Annotated in this window: 1 protein-coding gene; it reads left to right on the plus strand. The window is 70.5% G+C overall.

Annotation, left to right across the window (positions count from 1 at the left end):
* Positions 1-22: 22 nt before the first annotated feature.
* The coding region (locus A7976_RS04205; protein ID WP_205633453.1) for a hypothetical protein at positions 23-465 on the plus strand (443 nt) is incomplete at its 3' end.

The following is a 465-nucleotide window of genomic DNA, read 5'->3' on the forward strand; positions in this document are numbered from 1 at the left end:
GATTGGTGGATAGAGAGAGGTCATGGCGCGCAATGTGGACAAGGGCGACGGACGCGAGCGGGCGGTCGAACGCTCGGCCGCCGAGGACGTGGCGCGCTTCCTCGCCGAGGTGAAGGCGACGCGCCCGGCGGGGGCCCAAGGCCGCGGCCGCCTCATCTTCGCGCTCGATGCCACCATGTCGCGCCAGCCGACCTGGGACATGGCGATGCAGCTCCAGACCGAGATGTTCCTCGCCACGAGCGTGCTCGGCGGGCTCGACGTCCAGCTCATGTACTACCGCGGCTTCGGCGAATGCCGGGCGAGCCGCTGGGTGCGCGACGGCGGCGATCTCAGCGCGCTCATGCAGAAGATCGCGGTCGCGGGTGGCCAGACCCAGATCCGCCGCATCCTGGCCCATGCCCGCGACGAGACGCGGCGCGAACGGGTCCAGGCGCTCGTCTTTGTCGGCGACGCCATGGAGGAGGA

The sequence above is a fragment of the Methylobacillus sp. MM3 genome, assembly GCF_001645185.1.
GTDB lineage: Bacteria > Pseudomonadota > Gammaproteobacteria > Burkholderiales > Methylophilaceae > MM2.